Below are 15,812 nucleotides of genomic sequence, written 5' to 3' on the forward strand. Positions count from 1 at the left end.
TCGCCAACGGTTGCCACAGTGATGGGCATGGATATCGCAGAAGCAATCGAACTGGCCACGAGCTGGTGCCGCATGTGGAACGAAAAGCCCGCGCTGGCTAACGAATTGATGACCGACGACTGCGTACAGTGGTTCGCCAACGCATCGGACCTCGATTCCGTCATCGGCCCGGCTCAACAGGAAGCGTTCGTCACCGCGTATCGAGGCCGCAAAGTGAACGTCTTCGTCCCGCGCCTGTATGTGGTCGACGGCGACGCATTCGCCTACCTGTGGGACGTCACGTTCCCCGATGCGACAGTGATGACCGGGATCGACGTTAACGTGGTGCAGGGCAAGCGCATTAGGGAAAACTGGACGTTCCTGGGTCCGCGTCGGGATGCGCCGGACCCGCCGCCCGGTGACCTCCTGGACCGAGAGAAGCTGACCACCTTGGCGTCGCGGTGGGCTGCGGCGATGGGTTACGCCGTGCATCGGCGACTGATCGTCGACGAGTCAAGCGGTCGAATCGCGCTGTTGCGCAACACTTCCGACGGTGCAGGTGGCGTGGATCTGCTGGCCGTGCGCGACGGCGACGTGGAGCCGATCTGGTCGGTCACCGGCGCGCGGGCGTTCCGCTATTGAGGGTTGCTGGTTGCAGCTTTCGCGATTTGCCAGGTGAATGACCCAAGTGCGCGGATTCGTCGTCATCGCGAGCGCCGCGCGACGAGTACTGGTTCTAGGGTGACACACCGCCCGTGCTGCTGGCTGCCACCGTGCGCGCTGTCAAAGCGAGTGAGGAATAGGATCAAGCCATAGACGCCGTCTTTGACCTCGATAGCGACAGCCCGCCACGCGTTTACCCGCGCCTGTGGCGATGACTCGTGGCGACGAGGCGCATCTTGCTCACCGCGGCGGCCGCTGGCGTGCTGGTCCTGGCCGTGGCCGGCCTTTCGGTGTGGCTGTACCTGAGGCCGAGTCCGAAGCCTGATTGCGCGGTCGTCAACGACATGCTCAAGTACTCGAGAGCCGAGAGTGCGCGGATGCGCGATCTCATCCCAACCGGCGTCGAGGACCCGCAGAAGCTCGTGGATGCGTACCAGACTCGCGTAATCCGCCTGCGCCAATACGCTGACCAGATCCACGATTCTGGTTTGCGCGAAAAGGCCTACGCTGTGATCAATCTCGATGAAGGAATGCTCGCCGTGTGGCGCCAGACCATTTCGGGACAGTTACAGAACGGATCGGGCGACAGCTCGGCAGCGAGCCAGGACTTCCAGCGCGCCTACATTGGCTACGCCGCTCAGACCCACAAAGCCGGCCAAGCCCTCCAAGCGGCGTGCCCCGCATGATGACCGCGGTTTCCGACGTTGGCGTCGGCGTTGTGATCGGTCGATTAGCGGCACCGAACGAGCGCGGCTTTCTCAACGACTTCTCAGCGGCCCGTTTCTACGCTGTCGTGCATATGCGCACACTCGCCCCCCATCCGCACGAGGCCGCTGTCAGCGGGCATAACCGCGCGGATACAACGTCAAGGCTTGAGGTGACCACTGAGCTTCGGACCACTGGGCGGCAGCGCCGGCGACACCTGACCGAAGGTGAATCGTTAACCGTCAGAGGCGGTTGCGGGCTGGTCGCTGTTTCCGTGGTTACGCAGAACTAGTGCACAGCTGATGCGCATGGAGGGTCTCCGGCTCGAGCAGGTCACAGTGACTCGCGGCTCGGCTACGCTCCTGGCGGAGGTGAGTGCCAGCATTCCTGCAGGCCGGTGCACCGCGGTGACGGGTGCCAGCGGAGCCGGAAAATCGACACTGCTCCGACTGATGAACCGGCTCATCGAACCCACGGCAGGACGCGTGACGCTCGGCGGTGTGCCCATCGCCGAGATGGACGTCCTGGCGTTGCGGCGGCGTATTGGACTGGTGGCGCAAGCCGCGGTGTTGTTGACCGACCGAGTGCTCGACGAGGTCCGCGTCGGACGTCCCGACTTGCCTGAGGCAGGTGCGGTCGAATTGCTCGAGCGCGTGGGGCTGGCACCGGAATTCGCCGAGCGCGCAACCGCGGAACTCTCCGGTGGGGAGGCGCAACGGGTCTGTCTCGCACGGGCGCTGGCGGTTGAGCCGGACATCCTGCTGCTCGACGAGCCGACGTCGGCGCTCGACGACGCCTCAACCCGGATCATTGGCGCGCTGATACGCAACCAAGTCTGCGCGGGCGGAACCGTTGTTCTGGTCAGCCATGACCACTCGCTCATCGAGAGCGTCGCCGCGCACATCCTGGTCTTGACCGAAGGTCGCCTTAACACTCACCACTGCCCCGACGATCTGGATCTGTGTACGACCTCATGATCGAGACGACAACCGGGGCGACTTGTCGCAGGAGGTGCCCTTTGTGAAGTGGCGGCCGACGGTCGCTGGCTGGCAACGCCGTAGAGAACCTGGAAATGGTGGAGGGACCAATGGGAAGGAGCGAGCGCGATGGTGTGGCAGGGGGTCTTAGCGAAGGCGGCACCCACCGTGGTTACCGGGGTGGTCGGAGCGGTGGCCTATGAAGGGTTACGCAAGGTGGCGGCGAAGAACCCGCTACGCGCGGCATCCGTTTCCGTGACGGCTTGGGGTCTGCGCGTTGCGCGCGAGGCCGAGGTAAGCGCCGCGCGGGCGCGACTAGCGGTCGCCGACGTCGTCGCCGAGGCCGCGGAGCGCATCGATAACCAAAGTTCACCGACGGCGGCTCAGCCAGAATTCAGGCCCGCGGAGGCTGCCGATGCAGAGCACTGAACCTCGCCTCAGACCGACAGTTGTCTCCGCTGCGGCGGGGCGGATGCGAGTGCAGGCCATGGGATTTCAGCACGATTCGGCCCTGGCCGCAAGCATCGAGGAGATGGTCGCCACGGTGACCGGTGTGCGTGCGGTGCGCGCATATCCGCGTACCGCATCTGTAGTGATCTGGTACGCGCCCCGAGAATGCGATACCGAAGCCGTTCTGTCAGCGATTGCCAGGGCCCAGAACGTCCCGGGCGGCTCGCATGCTTCACGCGCTGGTTCTGCTCGCGTTCAGAACGGCGTGGTGAACAAGATCCTCGGCGGGCTTACGCACACGTTATTGAATCCGCAGCGCGGCGCGACAGAGGCGCCGCCGGAGATCCAGAGGCTGCGTGCGGCGCTGGACCGTCTCGGCTATGACGTCGCGCTACCCGGCGGCCCCCGGCGGCTTGATAACGAGGTCAAGCGCTGCGAACTCCGACCCCGCCGGCGGTGGACCTGGGTGGCTCTGCCGCTTGGGCTGGTAGCGGTCAAAGTGACCGGCGTGGGCCTTCATTCGATGAAACTGTGGGCGGCGGGGGTGAGTCTTCAGCCGGGTGGATCTCGTCGCCTGCGATTTCGGCGGCCCGCGTCCGCCCTTGTCGTGCTGGCCACTTCGGCGCCGGCCGTCCCGACCTGGGGCGGCGTGGTCGTATCGCTGTTGTTGGTCACGGTCGCCGGAACTATCGCCTATCGGCGGCGGCTGGGTCTGACGCGGGAGATCGTCGTCGCTGCCACCCGCGCCGCCGTGCAGCTGGTCGCAGCCGGCGCACTTCTTCGGGTCTTGTTTCAGCAGACGCGTCTGCTCGGCGCGGCCGGATGGGTAACGGGGATGGTGGTGATCGCCGGGCAGGTCGCCGGCCGCCGCGCTCCGCAACTGCCCCAGGCCAGGGTCGCCGCCACCAGCGGCGTCGCCACCAGCACAGTCTTCACCCTCGGAACGCTGTTGGCCGGACGCGTCATCGCTGCCGAGACCCGCGTGATTGTTCCGGTTGGCGGCATGATTGTCTCGTCGGCCATGCTGGCGGCGGGAAGCGCGTTGGGGCGGCTCGACCAAGAAGTTCGCCACTCGCAGCCAGCCATCGAAGCCCGCCTATCCCTAGGCCAATCCGGGCGACAAGCGATCCTGCCCTACCAACGCTCCGCCCTGCGCACCGCGTTGATTCCCGCCATCGATTCGACGAAGGTCGTTGGGCTGATCAGCCTGCCCGGCGCCATGACCGGACTGATTCTGGCAGGCATCAATCCGCTCACCGCGATCCGCTATCAAATCGTGGTGATGTACATGCAGCTCGCCGCCACCGCGGTGGCAGCGCTCGTAGCGACCCGCATCGCAGAAGAGTCGCTCTTCGACGACGCGCAACGCCTGATTCAGAGAGACCCGCCCGACGAACGCTGACCGGCACCGGGGACGTCGGTGGTGTTCATCGCCGCGAGTTGCCGCCAAACTTGGGAGCTGCACGCGCACTAGCGAGTGGCGAAGCGCGCCCTCCCAAGTGGCGACCGGAGTCCGTGGCTCGATGCGGCCTATCACTGTTGCCGCCCTGCGTGGTCGAACAGCAGATTCTGACGTCCACCCAAACGTAATCTCGCTCCATGCAGGAGGCATTGGCGTGGCACGGCATCCTGGACCAGTCCTTAGTAGATGGTCCGGCGATGCAGTCGTGGAACCGTCTGGCCGATGCGGCGAAGGTCGGTGACTGGTCGACGGTCCTCAACATGCTCGACGAGCCCAGCCACCCGCCCGACACGAACCATCAGGTCGACGCGAACCAATGGCGGCCCGGCGGCAAATCGTTATTCACGGTTCTGCATCAAGCGGCCTGGCATGGAGCACCGACGGACGTCGTCTCCGAGCTGATCGAACGCGGCGCGCTGCGATCGCTGAAAGAGGCACACGGACGTACCGCGTACGACATCGCAGTGGAGCACGATCACCCCGACGATCTCCGTCAGCTTCTGCTTCCGCCTCCATCACCGCTGAGACCCGCACGCATCCGCGCACTCGACACGAACCTGGCTCAGGTCATTGATGGCCGCGTACAGGAGCTTTACCCCGACCGCTACCTCCGAAAGATTCTGCGCTATCCCTCTGTGGAGGTCTTTCATGAAGCCCCCGCCCAGCGGGTCTGGTTCGCGATACCGGGGATGTACGGAGGCTTCGACATGAGATTGCGCCAGGGATACGTCGAAACGCTGAGTTGGTGCCGCGTCGCCGGTGGGTCAGGGCAAGTCCATGTCATCACCCACGAGGGCGCGATACTCGTGGATGAAGGGTTCGCATGACCAATGGGCCGCGCTCAACGTCGCTGTCCACGTTGTCTTGTCGGGCTGACAGGATTTGAACCTGCGACCACTTGACCCCCAGTCAAGTGCGCTACCAAACTGCGCCACAGCCCGCAGCCGCCGGCATCACCGGCAGCAGGTCGAAAGCCTACCGCATGCGCGCGAGGCCGCTTCACCTCCGCGGCCCCGGCTCCCCATCTGGCATGTCGGGTGCCCGCCTCACAGCGACAACCGCGGCGGACGGGCAGCGACGCGTGGCACCGGCACGCGTTGTCGCTATGAGGCGGGCACTTCGGTCATGTCCTGGCAGAGAGGCGGCCGGGGGCCGGGGGGAGGCGCCCAGGGCCCGGGAAAGTCGCGCCCGGGGGCCGGGGAGACAGACGCCCACACGCCGGGGAGACAGACATACGACCGGCCCGCCCCCGGGAAGACGCCGGCCCCGCAAGGCACACCCGATTCAGCGCCGTCGCGCCCCGCGCTTCTCCCGCACCCGTACGTTGATCCGGATCGGCGACCCCTCGAAGCCGAATGCCTCGCGCAGCCGTCGCTCCAGGAACCGCCGATACCCGGCCTCCAGGAACCCGGTGGTGAACAACACGAACGTCGGCGGGCGGGCGGTGGCCTGCGTGGCGAACAGGATCCGCGGCTGCTTGCCGCCCCGCACCGGCGGCGGCGTCGCCGCCACCACCTCCTTGAGCCAGGCGTTCAGCGGCCCGGTCGCGATCCGGGCGTCCCACGACGCCAGCGCGGTCTCCATGGCCGGCACCAGCTTCTGCACTGCGCGGCCGGTCTTGGCGGAGATGTTGACCCGCGGCGCCCAACGCAGCTGCACCAGTTCGCGGTCGATCTCGCGCTCCAGCAGCTCGCGCCGGTCCTCGTCGACCAGGTCCCACTTGTTGAACGCCAACACCAGCGCCCGCCCGGCCTCGATGACCATGGTCAGCACCCGCTGGTCCTGTTCGGTCAGCGGCTGCGAACCGTCGATCAGCACCACCACCACCTCGGCCGCGTCGATGGCCGAGTGGGTGCGCACCGAGGCGTAGAACTCGTGCCCGCTGGCCTGCCCCACCTTGCGCCGCAGCCCCGCGGTGTCGACGAACCGCCACACCCGGTCCCCCAGCTCGATCAGCGAGTCCACCGGGTCCACCGTCGTCCCGGCGACGTCGTGCACCACCGAACGCTGGTCCCCCGCAAGCTTGTTCAGCAGCGAGCTCTTGCCGACATTGGGCTTGCCGACCAGCGCCACCCGCCGCGGACCGCCCGGCGCGGGCGCCACCTCGGAGACCTCCGGCAGCGCGGCCAGCACCTCGTCGAGCAGATCGGCCACGCCGCGGCCGTGCATCGCGCTGATGGCGTGCGGCTCCCCCAGCCCCAGCGACCACAGCGCCGCGGCGTCGGCCTCCGCCTTGTCGTTGTCGACCTTGTTGGCGGCCAGGAAGACCGGCTTGCCCGAGCGCAACAGAATCCGGGCGGCGGCCTCGTCGGCCGACGTCGCACCGACCGTCGCGTCGACCACCAGGATCACCGCGTCGGCCGTGCGCATGGCCACCGACGCCTGTTCGGCCACCAACTGCTGCAGGCCCTTCGCGTCGGGCTCCCAGCCGCCGGTGTCCTGCACCATGAACCGGCGCCCGGTCCACAGCGCCTCGTAGGACACCCGGTCGCGCGTCACCCCGGGAACGTCCTGCACCACCGCCTCGCGCCGGCCCAGGATCCGGTTCACCAACGTCGACTTGCCGACGTTGGGCCGGCCCACCACGGCCACCACCGGCGCGGGCCCCGCCTCCGGCAGCTCGTCGCCGCCGGATTCGCCGTACTCCCAGTCGCTTTCGTCGCTCCAGGTGCCGTCCTGGCTCACCGCATCGCTCCGCTTCGTTGCTGCACCAGCTCGACCGCGTGGGTGATCACCTGCTGCTCGGTCATCTCGCTGGTGTCGACCACGACCGCGTCGTCGGCGGCGCGCAGCGGCGACACCGCCCGGGTGGAGTCCAGGTGGTCGCGGCGGCGGACATCGGCCAACACGCCCTCGTAGTCGTCGGCCAACCCCGCCGCCACGTTCTGGTCGTTGCGGCGCCGGGCGCGGGTCTCGGCCGACGCGGTCAGGAAGATCTTCACGGGGGCGTCGGGCAACACGACGGTGCCGATGTCGCGGCCCTCGACGACGACGGTGCCCGGCCCCTCGGCCATCGACCGCTGCAGCCCGACGAGCCGGGTGCGCACCGCGGGAACCGACGACACCGCCGAGACGGCCCGGGTGACCTCGTCACCGCGGATCTCGGCCGAAACATCCTCATCCTCAAGCAAATACCGGTCCCCGGCCGGGTCGTAGTCGACCGATATCCGCGCCGCCGACCCGATCCGCCCGACGGCCTCGGCGTCCGCCGGGTCGGCCCCCGCCCGCAACACCGCCAGCGTCACCATCCGGTACATCGCCCCGGTGTCGAGGTACCGGGCGCCCAACTCGGCGGCCAATCCCCTTGACACGGAAGACTTTCCGGTACCGGCGGGCCCGTCGATGGCGATCACCACGTCGTCGCTCACAGTCCCACCGCCTTGTACAGCTGGCCGACCTCGCCCTGGCTCAGGGCCCGCAGGCTGCCGGGGCGCTGCTTGCCCAGCGCCACCGGCCCGATGTCGGTGCGCACCAACGCCTCCACGGGAAAGCCCGCCGCCGCCAACAGCCGCCGCACGATGCGGTTACGCCCCTCGTGCAAGGTCACCCGCACCAGCGTCTTGCCCGGAATCGCGTCCACGAGCGCGAAGTCGTCGACCCGGGCCAGCCCGTCGTCCAATTCGATTCCGGCGCGCAGCTTCTTGCCGACCCCGCGCGGGACCGTGCCGGTCACCGTCGCCAGGTACGTCTTGGCCACCTCGTGCGACGGGTGCATCAGCCGGTGCGCCAGCTCACCGTCGTTGGTCAACAGGATCAGCCCCTCCGTGTCGGCGTCCAACCGCCCGACGTGGAACAGGTTCTTGGTGCCGCGAACCCGCCGCTCGACCAGGTCGCCGATGCACGGCCGCCCCCGGTCGTCGGACATCGTGGAGTGCATGCCGCGCGGCTTGTTCAGCGCCAGGTAGACCAGCGACTCGTCGAGCGCCACCCGGGCGCCGTCGACGCGGATCACCGCGACGTCCGGGTCGACACGGGTGCCCAGCTCGGTCACCACCTGCCCGTCGACCTCCACGCGGCCGTCGATGATCATCTTCTCGGCGGCACGTCGCGAGGCAATCCCGGCTTGGGACAACACCTTCTGCAGCCGCACGCCCTGCGCTTCGTCGACCATCAATCCCGATCCACGTCGAAGGTCGGCGCGTCGTCGGACGCCCGACCGCCCGACAGCTTGACGAAACGCGGTTCGCTGTCCAGGGATTCGCTGAGGTCTTCGATCGTGTCGACGTCGGGCAGCAGCGGCGCGATGTCGGGCAGATCGGCCAGCGACGTCAATCCCAAGCGCTCCAGGAACAATTCGGTGGTGGCGAAGGTGACCGCCCCGGTGTCGTCGTCGACCCCCGCCTCGGTGATCAACCCGCGGGCGAGCAGCGTGCGCATGACGGCGTCCACGTTGACGCCGCGCACGGCGCTCACCCGCGCGCGGGTGACCGGCTGGCGGTAGGCGACCACGGCCAGCGTCTCGAGCGCGGCCCGGGTGAGCTTGGAGCGCGCGCCGTCCAGCAGCAGCTTCTCGACGTACGGCGCGAACCGCGCGCGGGTGTACAGGCGCCAGCCCTCGCCCGTCTGCCGCAGCTCGATGCCGCTGTCGCGGGCCGCGAGTTCCTCGGCCATCTGCTGCAGCCGGGCCGCGATGCGGTACACCGGCTGCCCGGTGACCGCGCCCAGCGTCTCGACGCCGACCGGGGTGTCCACGACCAGCAGCAGCGCCTCCAGCACCGACCCGAGCTCCTCGGCGTCCATGGGCGCCGCCTCGGCGATGTCGGGGATGCCGGCGAGATCCGAGTCGAGATCGACGTCGGACAGCTCTTCACTCATCTATTCGTCCCGCACTTCTACCAAGGCTTCGCTCATCGGACGCTCACCGGTCCACGAAATCTGGAGCACGCCCAGCGGCTCCGACTGGTCGAATGCTACCGCCCGCGAGCGATACAGTTCGAGCAGCGCCAGGAACCGGCCGACCACCTCCATGGGTGCGCCGCAGTCGGCGACCAGCTCGGAGAACGTGGCCCACTGGCCGCTGCCCCGCGCTTCGAGGAACTCGAGCAGCTTGCGGGCCTGCTCGGGCACCGACACCGCGACCTCGTGCAGGTGCCCCAGGCCGACGGTGGGCGCGGGCCGCGGACTGAACGCGATTGCGGCGATCTGGGCGAACCGTTCGGCGTCGACGCCCAACATCACCTCGGGCAGCAGCTCGGTGAACCGGTCCTCCAGCGACACCGCGCGCGGGTAACTGCGCAGCGCGGTCGCCTCCAGCTCGGCGAACATCTCCGCGACGTGCTTGAACGCCCGGTACTGCAGCAGCCGCGCGAAGAGCAGGTCGCGCACCTCCAGCAGCGCCAGGTCCTCCTCGTCGTCGACCTGCCCGGCGGGTAGCAGCCGGGCGGCCTTGAGGTCCAGCAGCGTGGCCGCGACCACCAGAAACGCGGTCGTCTCCTCCAGGTCCAGCCGGGCGCCGATCTCGCGGGTGTAGGCGATGAAGTCGTCGGTGACCTGGTGTAGCGCGACCTCGGTGACGTCGAGCCGATGCGCGAAGATCAGCTGCAGCAGCAGGTCGAACGGCCCCTCGAAATTGGTGAGGCGGACCTGAAAGCCGGTCTGGGCAGGCGCCTCGCCGGCGGCTGAGCCGTTGTGGGCGCCCGTCACGCGCCGAAACGGTCGATGAACTCGCGGGCCAGTGCGCGGTAGGCGGCGGCGCCGGCCGACTTCGGAGCCCAGGTGGTGATCGGCTCGCCGGCCACGCTGGTCTCCGGGAACCGGACCGTCCGGGTGATGACCGTGTCGAAGACCAGGTCGCCGAAGCGTTCCACGACGCGGGCCATCACCTCGCGGGCGTTGACCGTGCGCGGGTCGTACCGGGTGAGCAGGATGCCGCTGATCTCCAGCTTGGGGTTGAGGCGGTCGCGGACCTTGTCCACGGTGTCGGTCAACAGCGCCAGGCCGCGCAACGAGAAGAACTCGCACTCGGTGGGGATCACCACGCCGTCGGCGCAGGCCAGCCCGTTGACCGTGAGCAGCCCCAGCGACGGCTGGCAGTCGATCAGCACGTAGTCGTAGCGGTCCAGCACCGGGTGCAGCGCCCGGCCCAGCGTCTGCTCGCGCCCCACCTCGTTGACCAGCTGGATCTCCGCGGCCGACAGGTCGATGTTGCTGGGTACGAGGTCCATGTATCGGACCCGGCTCTGGATCAGCACGTCATCGATCGACACGCGCGGCTCCACCAGCACGTTGTGGATCGTCTTTTCCAGCTCGTAGTGCGGGACGCCGAGACCCGCGGACAGCGCGCCCTGCGGATCCATGTCCACCAGCAGCACCCGGCGCCCGTATTCGGCGAGCGCGGCGCCGAGGTTGATCGTCGAGGTGGTCTTCCCGACCCCGCCCTTTTGGTTGCACATCGCGACGACTTTGGCCGGGCCGTGCGAGGTGCGCGGCTGCGGCTCGGGGATCGCCCGAGGCGGCCGCCCGGTCAGCCCGAGCTCGACGCCGCTGTCCGGCTGATCGGTCATGGCGGGGGTGTTCGGAAGGTGAACATCGCAGGAAAGTCTAACGGGTCGACGCGACGAAACCGGGCGACCCGCAGGCAATCGACCAGCCGATATGCGCACAAAAAGCCTTTTCGACGCAGTTTCCGGCAGAGCTTTCACACCCGTCACAACAGCACCAGTCGCGGCTGCCGGCGGCCGGCTGGTGAGGCCTAGGGTTGGGCCTATGGATCTCAAGCGACGGGTTCCCCTGCTGCGGTGGTCGTTCTGGCGGATGGCCCTCGGCTCGCGCAACATCACCACGACCGGCCAGATCGGCGACGGCCGCGAGGCCGCCGCGGTCGACTACGTCCTGCGTCACGCCCGGCCGGGCGACGTCGACGACGCCCTCGCCACCATCGACAAGTTCGCCTACGAGGAGTCGCTGCTGATCAACGTCGGCGACGAGAAGGGGCAGATCTTGGACGCGGCCGTGCGCCGCGCCGATCCGCGTCTCGCCCTGGAGCTGGGCACCTACTGCGGCTACGGCGCGCTGCGCATCGCCCGGGCCGCACCGGACGCACAGGTGGTGTCGGTCGAGCTCGCCGAGGCCAACGCGGCCAACGCCCGCCAGATCTGGGCGCACGCCGGCGTCGCCGATCGGGTGACCTGCGTGGTGGGCACCATCGGCGACGGCGGCCGGACCCTCGACGAGCTGGCCACCAATCATGGCTTCGCTTCCGGCGCACTGGATTTCGTGTTCCTCGACCACGACAAGGACGCCTATCTGGACGACCTGTCGAGCATCCTGGCGCGGGGTTGGCTGCATCCGGGGTCGCTGGTCGTCGCCGACAACGTCCGGGTGCCCGGGGCGCCGAAGTATCGCGAATACATGCGCCGCCAGCAGGGCACGTCATGGAACACCGTCGAGCACAAGGCGCACCTGGAATACCAGTCGCTGGTCTCCGACCTGGTGCTGGAGTCGGAATACCTGGGCTGAGCGGCCGATCGCACCGCCCGGCGACGTCTACTGCGCGCGGGGGTGCGCCCCGGCCCACACCTCGCGCAGCGCGTGCACCGTCACCATGGTGTAGATCTGCGTGGTGGTCACCGAGGCGTGGCCCAGTAATTCCTGCACGACACGCACGTCGGCCCCGCCCTCGAGCAGGTGGGTGGCGAAGGAGTGCCGCAGCATGTGCGGCGAGACCCCGGAGGTAATGCCGGCGCGGTCGGCGGCGTCCTGCAACACCTGCCACGCGCTCTGCCGCGACAACCGCCCGCCGCGCGCGTTGAGGAAGATCGCGGGCGTGCCCCGGCCGCGGCGGGCCAGCTCGGTGCGGCCGCGCACCAGGTAGGCGTCCAGCGCGTGCACCGCCGGGCGCCCGACGGGCACCAGCCGCTGCTTGCCGCCCTTGCCTTGCAGCAGCACGGATCTGGCCTGCGTGTCGACGTCGTCGACGTCGAGGCCGACGGCCTCGGAGATCCGGGCGCCCGTGGAGTACAGCAGCTCCAGCAGCGCGCGGTTGCGCAGGGTCAGCGGCCCGTCGGCGGGGCTCTCGCCGCCGGCCGCCTCCAGCAGGGCCAACACCTGGTCGAGGGTCAGGCTTTTCGGCAGCCGACGCCCCGGCGTCGGCGGCCGGACCGCCCGCGCCACGTCGAGCTCGGCCAGCCCTTCGGCCGCCGCGAACCGATGCAAACCGCGCACCGCGATCAGGGCCCGCGCCGCCGACACCGCCGACAGGGCCGCGGCGCCGGTGTCCGGGTCGCCCCGCCGCAGCGCCACCAGGAAGTCGCTGACGTCGTTCTCGCCCACCTTGGCCAGGTCGTAAATGCCGCGATCCACCAAGTGCTTGCTATAGCGCCGCAAGTCGCGGCGGTAGGAGCTCAGGGTGTTGGCCGCCACGCCCCGCTCGATGGTCAGGTGGTCGAGGTAGCCCTGGAGTTGGTGGTCCAGCTCCACCGTCGTCACTGCGCGGCCTTGCGGGCGCCGAACCGGGTGGGCTTGTCCCGCCAGACGGTGTCCACCGGACGGGGTTGCGCGACGCCGGTCTGCACGGCGTGGGCAGCCAGAATGCCGGACACCGCAAGGGAATTGACGACCTCACCCGCGAACACCATGCTCACCGCGTCGTCGAGGCGCACCCAGCGCAGCGTCATGTCGGCTTCTTCGTCGTGCGCGGCGGGACGGTCAACCTCCGTCAGGTCGGTGGCCAGGTAGATGCGCACCGACTCGTCGCTGTAACCCGGGGCGGTGTCGAGGTCGACGAGCACCTGCCAGGTGCGTGCCCGCAGCCCGACCTCCTCTTCGAGCTCGCGGGCCGCGGTCAGGTGCGCCGGCTCGCCGCCCACGTCGAGCAGGCCGGCGGGCAGCTCCCACAGGCGCCGGCCCAGCGCGTGGCGGTATTGGTAGACCATCGGGATCTCGCCGTCGTCGTTGCGGGCGACCACGCCCACGGCGCCGAAGTGCTCGAGCACCTCGCGGGTGGCGACGTTCCCGCCGGGCATCCGGACCCTATCGCGGCGCAACGCGAAAATGGCTCCGGTGTAGAGCGTTTCGGACGCCGTCGTCTCGAAGACGTGATCAGCCACGGGCCGCGGGCTCGGATAGCTGCCGCTGCGCGTTGTCTCGATGCGGGGTGCCGTTGGACGCGTGCTCGGCGAATTCGACCGGCAGCAGCTCGCCCGACTGGTAGTCCAGGGCCGCACCGATGAACGCGGCGAACAGCGGGTGCGGGCGGGTGGGCCGGCTCTTGAGCTCCGGGTGCGCCTGGGTGCCGACGATGAATGGGTGCACCTCGGGCGGATATTCGACGAACTCCACCAGGTGACCGTCGGGCGAGGTGCCCGAGAAGCGCAGGCCGCTCTCGGCGATCTTGTCGCGATAGCTGTTGTTGACCTCGTAGCGGTGCCGGTGCCGCTCGGACACCTCGGTGGCCTGATACGCCTTGGCCACAAGGGAATCCGGCTCGAGCACCGCGGGATAGGCGCCCAACCGCATGGTGCCGCCCAGGTCGGCCTCCCCGGCCACGATGTGCTCCTGGTCGGCCATCGTGGAGATGACAGGGTCGGGGGTGTCCGGTTCGAACTCCGCGGAGTTGGCCTCGGTGAGCCCCACCGAGCGCGCGGCCTCGATCACGATGCACTGCAGGCCCAGGCACAGCCCCAGCACCGGTAGCCCGCGGGCGCGGGCGTGCCGAATGGCGCCGATCTTGCCCTCGATGCCGCGAATGCCGAACCCGCCGGGAATCAGCACGCCGTGCACGTCGCCCAGCGCGGCGGCCGCGCCGGCGGTTGTCCCGCAGTCGTCGGAGGCCACCCACACCATCTCGACCTTGGCGTGGTGCGAGAAGCCGCCGGCGCGCAGCGCCTCGGTGACCGACAGGTACGCGTCGGACAGCTCAACGTACTTGCCCACCAACGCGATTCGGACCGTCTCGTGCGGCTCGTGCACGCGGCGCAGCAGGTCGTCCCACTCGGTCCAGTCGACGTCGCGGAACGGCAGGTTCAACCGGCGCACCACGTACGCGTCCAGCTCCTCGCGGTGCAACACCTTCGGGATGTCGTAGATGGACGGCGCGTCCGGCGTGGAGATGACGCCGTCGATGTCGACGTCACACATCAGCGCGATCTTGTCCTTCAGCGCCTCGGGGACGTTGCGGTCGCTGCGCAGGATCAGCGCGTCGGGCGTGATACCGATGCTGCGCAGCGCGGCCACCGAGTGCTGCGTGGGTTTGGTCTTGAGCTCGCCCGAGGGCGCCAGGTAGGGCACCAGCGACACGTGCAGGAAGAAGACGTTCTCCCGGCCCAGGTCGTGGCGGACCTGCCGCGCGGCCTCCAGGAACGGTTGGGATTCGATATCGCCGACGGTGCCACCGATCTCGGTGATGACGACGTCGGGGCGGTGACCGTCGGCGTCCGGCTCGGCCATCGCCACGATGCGCCGCTTGATCTCGTCGGTGATGTGCGGGATGACCTGGACGGTGTCGCCGAGGTACTCGCCGCGGCGCTCCTTCGCGATGACCGTCGAATACACCTGTCCGGTAGTGACATTCGCCGAGCCGGACAGGTCGCGGTCCAGGAACCGCTCGTAATGGCCGACGTCGAGGTCGGTTTCGGCGCCGTCCTCGGTGACGAACACCTCCCCGTGCTGGAACGGGTTCATGGTGCCCGGGTCGACGTTGAGGTACGGGTCCAATTTCTGCATCGTGACATGCAACCCGCGGGCGGTCAGGAGCTGACCGAGGCTGCTCGCCGTGAGCCCCTTGCCCAGCGAGGACGCGACGCCGCCGCTGACAAAGAGGTGCTTGGTAGCGGATTGCGGGTGCTTGCGCACTGGCGACCTCCGTGAAGACGGGCAGGGCGTCGATTCATCTAGCGAATAACTAGTTGGGCCTGCCGACCCACGGAAACCCACCCTAACATCAGCGGCGCCAAGCCGCGGCGAACACGCCCGCTACGGCACAGTTATTGGGCGACTGTGAGCGAAGCGGCACCGTGGCCGGTGCCGTATTGCCCCACGTGACCGCCGTTGAGCAGGTCGTGCAGCCCCAGCACCGCGGTGATGCGTCCCGGCGCGGCGTCGACGTCGTCGACCGTGCTGACCGCGGAGTTCGTCGAGGCCAACTCGGCGGAGAAATTGCTGACCGTGGTGAACTCGTCGATCCTGCCCGCCGGGCAGCAGTTGAGCACCAAGCTCGTCGACCAGGGGTCGCAGGCCGGTGACCTGTTGGGCATCGCCCTGCTGGCCAACCCGAATCCGGCGGTGCCGCCCGTCGACGACACGCAGCGGGCCACCGTGCTCGCGGCGCTGCGCGACACCGGGTTCATCACCTACCAGCCGACCGAGCACCTGGGGCCGGCCAACGCCGCGCTCGTCGTCACCGGCGGCGCGCTGGCCCCGGACGCCGGCAACCAGGGCGCCAGCGTGGCGCGTTTCACCGCGGCGCTGGCGCCGCACGGCTCGGGGGTCCTGCTCGCCGGGCGGGACGGCTCGTCGACCGGCGGCGCCGCCGTGGCGGTCGCCCGGGCGGACGCGGGCATCAACTCCGCGGTCAGCACGGTCGACGACGTCGACGCCGCGCCGGGACGCATCACCGCGGTGCTGGGGCTGCACGACCT

The 15,812-nt window shown here is 68.9% G+C and carries 16 protein-coding genes, 1 tRNA gene and 2 pseudogenes; 8 read left to right on the forward strand and 11 right to left on the reverse strand.

The features are described 5' to 3' along the window. From A5714_RS04820 to A5714_RS04840, 6 genes are all read left to right on the forward strand, one after another. The coding region (locus A5714_RS04820; protein WP_231975764.1) for a hypothetical protein at window positions 1-621 on the forward strand (621 nt) is incomplete at its 5' end. Between the two features lie 257 nt (window positions 622-878). After that, window positions 879-1,328 (forward strand): hypothetical protein, encoded by a 450-nt coding sequence (locus A5714_RS04825; protein ID WP_231975766.1) that lies wholly within the window; start codon window positions 879-881, stop codon window positions 1,326-1,328. A 390-nt stretch (window positions 1,329-1,718) separates the two neighbouring features. Then, entirely contained in the window at window positions 1,719-2,324 is a 606-nt protein-coding gene (locus A5714_RS04830; protein ID WP_231975768.1) for an ATP-binding cassette domain-containing protein, read from the forward strand. A gap of 129 nt (window positions 2,325-2,453) precedes the next feature. Beyond that, window positions 2,454-2,753, forward strand: coding sequence for a DUF1490 family protein (locus A5714_RS25100; protein ID WP_082959571.1), 300 nt, complete (start codon window positions 2,454-2,456; stop codon window positions 2,751-2,753). 58 nt (window positions 2,754-2,811) lie between these two features. Continuing rightward, entirely contained in the window at window positions 2,812-4,176 is a 1,365-nt protein-coding gene (gene fetB, locus A5714_RS26955; protein ID WP_231975770.1) for an iron export ABC transporter permease subunit FetB, read from the forward strand. Window positions 4,177-4,373: 197 nt separating this feature from the next. Next, window positions 4,374-5,063: an ankyrin repeat domain-containing protein gene (locus tag A5714_RS04840; RefSeq protein WP_068283263.1), complete on the forward strand. Its 690-nt coding sequence runs from the start codon at window positions 4,374-4,376 to the stop codon at window positions 5,061-5,063. 40 nt (window positions 5,064-5,103) lie between these two features. Here A5714_RS04840 and A5714_RS04845 read toward each other — a convergent pair. The 7 genes from A5714_RS04845 to A5714_RS04875 all read right to left on the reverse strand — a co-directional run bounded on the left by A5714_RS04845 (window position 5,104) and on the right by A5714_RS04875 (window position 10,739). After that, window positions 5,104-5,177, reverse strand: a tRNA-Pro gene (locus tag A5714_RS04845). A gap of 343 nt (window positions 5,178-5,520) precedes the next feature. Beyond that, window positions 5,521-6,921, reverse strand: a complete 1,401-nt coding sequence (der, locus tag A5714_RS04850; RefSeq protein WP_068074500.1) for a ribosome biogenesis GTPase Der — start codon at window positions 6,919-6,921, stop codon at window positions 5,521-5,523. Beyond that, window positions 6,918-7,604, reverse strand: a complete 687-nt coding sequence (cmk, locus tag A5714_RS04855) for a (d)CMP kinase (RefSeq protein ID WP_068283270.1) — start codon at window positions 7,602-7,604, stop codon at window positions 6,918-6,920. The genes der and cmk overlap by 4 nt, the downstream gene beginning before the upstream one ends. After that, window positions 7,601-8,347 carry a pseudouridine synthase gene (locus A5714_RS04860; protein WP_068074507.1) on the reverse strand — a complete coding sequence of 249 codons (747 nt, stop codon included), beginning with the start codon at window positions 8,345-8,347 and terminating at the stop codon, window positions 7,601-7,603. The genes cmk and A5714_RS04860 overlap by 4 nt, the downstream gene beginning before the upstream one ends. Beyond that, window positions 8,347-9,051 carry an SMC-Scp complex subunit ScpB gene (gene scpB, locus A5714_RS04865; protein ID WP_068283272.1) on the reverse strand — a complete coding sequence of 235 codons (705 nt, stop codon included), beginning with the start codon at window positions 9,049-9,051 and terminating at the stop codon, window positions 8,347-8,349. The genes A5714_RS04860 and scpB overlap by 1 nt, the downstream gene beginning before the upstream one ends. Continuing rightward, window positions 9,052-9,879 (reverse strand): segregation/condensation protein A, encoded by an 828-nt coding sequence (locus tag A5714_RS04870; RefSeq protein WP_068283277.1) that lies wholly within the window; start codon window positions 9,877-9,879, stop codon window positions 9,052-9,054. Then, a complete protein-coding gene (locus A5714_RS04875; RefSeq protein ID WP_068074518.1) occupies window positions 9,876-10,739 on the reverse strand; it encodes a ParA family protein in 864 nt (287 codons plus the stop codon). Before A5714_RS04875 ends, A5714_RS04870 begins: the two co-directional genes overlap by 4 nt. Before the next feature lie 202 nt (window positions 10,740-10,941). Between A5714_RS04875 and A5714_RS04880 the strand changes: the two genes are divergently transcribed. Next, window positions 10,942-11,694 (forward strand): O-methyltransferase, encoded by a 753-nt coding sequence (locus A5714_RS04880; protein ID WP_068283280.1) that lies wholly within the window; start codon window positions 10,942-10,944, stop codon window positions 11,692-11,694. A 27-nt stretch (window positions 11,695-11,721) separates the two neighbouring features. On the opposite strand, the gene xerD is transcribed toward A5714_RS04880, so the two are convergent. The 4 genes and pseudogenes from xerD to A5714_RS25105 form a co-directional block, all read right to left on the reverse strand. After that, window positions 11,722-12,663 carry a site-specific tyrosine recombinase XerD gene (gene xerD, locus A5714_RS04885; RefSeq protein WP_068283283.1) on the reverse strand — a complete coding sequence of 314 codons (942 nt, stop codon included), beginning with the start codon at window positions 12,661-12,663 and terminating at the stop codon, window positions 11,722-11,724. Beyond that, on the reverse strand, window positions 12,660-13,283 hold the full coding sequence (locus tag A5714_RS04890) for an NUDIX hydrolase (protein WP_068283285.1): 624 nt from the start codon (window positions 13,281-13,283) through the stop codon (window positions 12,660-12,662). Before A5714_RS04890 ends, xerD begins: the two co-directional genes overlap by 4 nt. Next, window positions 13,276-15,027: a CTP synthase gene (locus A5714_RS04895; protein ID WP_068074531.1), complete on the reverse strand. Its 1,752-nt coding sequence runs from the start codon at window positions 15,025-15,027 to the stop codon at window positions 13,276-13,278. Before A5714_RS04895 ends, A5714_RS04890 begins: the two co-directional genes overlap by 8 nt. A gap of 131 nt (window positions 15,028-15,158) precedes the next feature. Next, window positions 15,159-15,296, reverse strand: a pseudogene (locus A5714_RS25105) (copper transporter); the annotation flags it as partial. On the opposite strand from A5714_RS25105, the pseudogene A5714_RS04900 reads away from it, so the two are divergent. Next, window positions 15,292-15,812 (forward strand): annotated as a pseudogene (locus A5714_RS04900) (copper transporter); the annotation flags it as partial. The pseudogenes A5714_RS25105 and A5714_RS04900 overlap by 5 nt on opposite strands.

Origin of the sequence: Mycobacterium sp. E2462, assembly GCF_001672685.1 — a bacterium.
In the GTDB taxonomy this organism is placed as follows: Bacteria; Actinomycetota; Actinomycetes; order Mycobacteriales; family Mycobacteriaceae; genus Mycobacterium.

Bases quoted from the DNA above. Each gene is read 5' to 3' on its own strand.
- A5714_RS25100 (WP_082959571.1), top strand. From the start codon at position 2,454: ATGGTGTGGCAGGGGGTCTTAGCGAAGGCGGCACCCACCGTGGTTACC.
- fetB (WP_231975770.1), top strand. From the start codon at position 2,812: ATGGGATTTCAGCACGATTCGGCCCTGGCCGCAAGCATCGAGGAGATG.
- A5714_RS04840 (WP_068283263.1), top strand. From the start codon at position 4,374: ATGCAGGAGGCATTGGCGTGGCACGGCATCCTGGACCAGTCCTTAGTA.
- A5714_RS04860 (WP_068074507.1), bottom strand. From the start codon at position 8,347: ATGGTCGACGAAGCGCAGGGCGTGCGGCTGCAGAAGGTGTTGTCCCAA.
- scpB (WP_068283272.1), bottom strand. From the start codon at position 9,051: ATGAGTGAAGAGCTGTCCGACGTCGATCTCGACTCGGATCTCGCCGGC.
- A5714_RS04875 (WP_068074518.1), bottom strand. From the start codon at position 10,739: ATGACCGATCAGCCGGACAGCGGCGTCGAGCTCGGGCTGACCGGGCGG.
- A5714_RS04880 (WP_068283280.1), top strand. From the start codon at position 10,942: ATGGATCTCAAGCGACGGGTTCCCCTGCTGCGGTGGTCGTTCTGGCGG.